This window comes from Aquimarina sp. I32.4 (assembly GCF_002924285.1).
Classification (GTDB): Bacteria; Bacteroidota; Bacteroidia; order Flavobacteriales; family Flavobacteriaceae; genus Aquimarina.
This window is the reverse complement of record NZ_PGUB01000205.1, coordinates 1-2,866: the sequence shown is the minus strand read 5'-3', so window position 1 is coordinate 2,866 and position 2,866 is coordinate 1. Positions and strand designations below refer to the sequence as shown.

1 pseudogene is annotated in these 2,866 nt (G+C 31.2%); it reads right to left on the bottom strand.

Annotated features, from left to right (window positions below):
- A pseudogene (locus tag CVD18_RS21885) lies at window positions 1-2,144 on the bottom strand (hypothetical protein); the annotation flags it as partial.
- Window positions 2,145-2,866: the final 722 nt, after the last annotated feature.

Here is a 2,866-nt window from a genome sequence, read left to right as displayed (position 1 = left end):
GCGGCATCAACATACCAATATCGGAACTCCTTTTTCCCAAAAATGGCTTTACAACTTATAGGCCCAAAAGTACCAAAGGTTCCAGTAATGTTTGCCTTAAAACCATTGCCATAAACTTCATCGTTATTCCTAAGTTTTAAATTGCCTTTAAGTTGAACAGCTCCCATGTTAGCTTCAATATGAATTTCTGATAAGTCAATTCTATCGTACCTCCATTGTTGTTTATGGTTTTCCTCTTTGAAATTGCAAAAAATACCTAATCTTGTTTTTGCGGCAAATCCCTTGCTTTCTTTTCCCATAAGGTTAATCATCAAATCAAAATTTATTGCAGCTCCCTGATCATTTGAACTTAATGCAATATCTCCTATAGAAACCGGGAAATTAGCTACTTTAACCTCTCCTCTGTATCCAAAATATCCTACTTGAAATATGGGAGATTCGGTTTGTAATACCAAATCTTGAAATGTTATTCCTTTAAAGGTTATGGCTTTTTCTTTTTCATCATTAATATCTTCTGAAAGTGATGAAGCTGTTTCCTTTTCATTAATGTCTGAAGAAATAGCCATCTCTCCATGTAAAATAGCTTTGGGGCGAAAATTACCTTCTTCTACTTTTAATTCTATAGAAGAATTAGGAGCTAATTTAGCTTTGGCTTTCCAGATGTTAAATTCAATCTCATTTAAAGAAGATAGTCGTAACATAAATTCTTCTTCAGAAATTAACCCTGAATACACTAACCCCTTGGGATTATCTTTTGTAGTATCTGTTACTTTTTTCTGTAAATTATCAGAAATTGGTAACAAAATGCGCCCGTCAAAATTTGCGCCAGTAAACCTATTAGCAGCAAGTGATACTCCTAATTGGTCAACAGACATAGCCCAAGCCTTAGTCTTATTAGTTCTACCCTCTGATAGAGGAATAATATTATTTACTTCAAAATGACCCGATACTCCATAGTTATCTATGATCATATGATGCGCTTCAAAAGACACCCGTTGTTTTTTCGCAATACTTTCTTCTGTATGAAAAGCCTCGGGTAAACCTACTTTTAAGGATTCTATATAAAAGCCTCTCCAATTTTCTATACTTGGAAATAATAAATCGTTATCATAATAATGTTTTGGAAAATTATCATGGGAGATACGCTGATCACTAAAATCAAAGATCGCTTTATTTACAGAAAACATAAAACCTTTTGGCATACTGGCCAATACAAAAGATGGCAAACTAATCTCTGCAATAATATCACTCCAACCTGATGACACAATTCCAAAATTTCCAGTAACACGATTAGGGATTGTAATTGTTTTTCCATCCGCTCCTTTATAAGAACGCGTTTTTGACATAGGCTCTCCGTTAGAATCTACAGGAAGAATCATATCTCTTGAAAATTGTACTTCTGCCTGAATTCCTAGTTCTTTTAAACCATCACAGTCCATATTGAAATAGGTAAGATTCTGTACATTACCTGTATCTAAATTCATTCCTCCTTTTAAGGTTAACAACCATTTACCACCATTCCAAGGGATATGTACATCTCCTAAAAGGACAAGGTTTGCATCACCAATAATTCCACCTTTATGAGTCATTTTTAAATTATTGGCTCCAAAAAATAACTCAATCCGTTTCCCATTTTTATCGGTTTGCGGAATAGTAATACGAGCAAAAGCAGTAAATTCAATGTATTTAGTATTTACCGTAGCATTAACAAGTCCTAGTTCTACAATTACTCCATCATCAGTATTTCCATCTTTATCTTTCGGCGTATAACTAATCCCTAATGGAAGGGTTTGTATATCTTCATTTCTAAAAGAATCCACCCATTTACCTTCAGCTTCGATCTGATCAAACATAGCAGCAACTTCTGCACGACTAGCTTGTATATTTTTATCTTGCTGATATTCTTTTTCTAATAATTTATGAGTAAATTCAGAAGTGGATATAACACTTTGTTCAACAATGGCTATTGGGAATTGTTTTTCCATATCTTCTAGCATTGTTAATTTTGACTCTTGTACAACCATTGAAGAAGATGTCTTGATTGTAGTAACAGAAAGTGTATCTTTCTCTGTTCTAGGAAAAGCAAATAGAGATACTGCCCATAACAATGACAGTATAAGGCTATAGCGGAGTTTTATATCCATATAGGTTTTATTTTGAGGTATTGGGGTCTGTAAAAGTATAAAATTCAAAAACAATTGTTAATGAAATCTTAATATTACGCGATTACATCAGCAAATTTATGGTATCTGTTTTTGATAATCAATATAATAATAGGGGAAAAAGCCCCTAATTATTATGATTAAATCTTTTTACTTTTCTTACCATAAATTTATTAATCATTATACTCTCATAATTATTTAAATATTTCATGTATTCCATAATTTTTATTTTAATTACATGGTAAATTCTATATTTTCACCTTCTCATTTTGCAATAATACTATATAAAAGTACCGTTTTTTGAAACTGAATAAAAAAATCACTTTTTTATCAGCTTAAAATAAAAATCAAAATTATGGTTTTTCCGTAAACATTGTTTATGGAAATCCGTAAGTGTCATTTTTTTTAAATAGTTAATCCTCAAAAAAGTTAAAAATCAAAGAATTTTATAGAAATGCATTTAGTTAGTTGAAAGAATATTCATTTTTAAATTAGAAAAGAAATCTATGTTAAATTATTAAAACTATAATTTATAAGGAGATAGATTAAAAAAAGAGACCTTGTTAATACAGAGGGCACTGAAAAAGTCCTTTAAAAGGATTAAAATACGAGGAGTGAAAACGACATTGTTTTCGCTCCTTTTTTGTATCTTAAATCTTGAATTTAAGATGCTTATTTATGTTGGTGCAACAGCAAGAAATGCA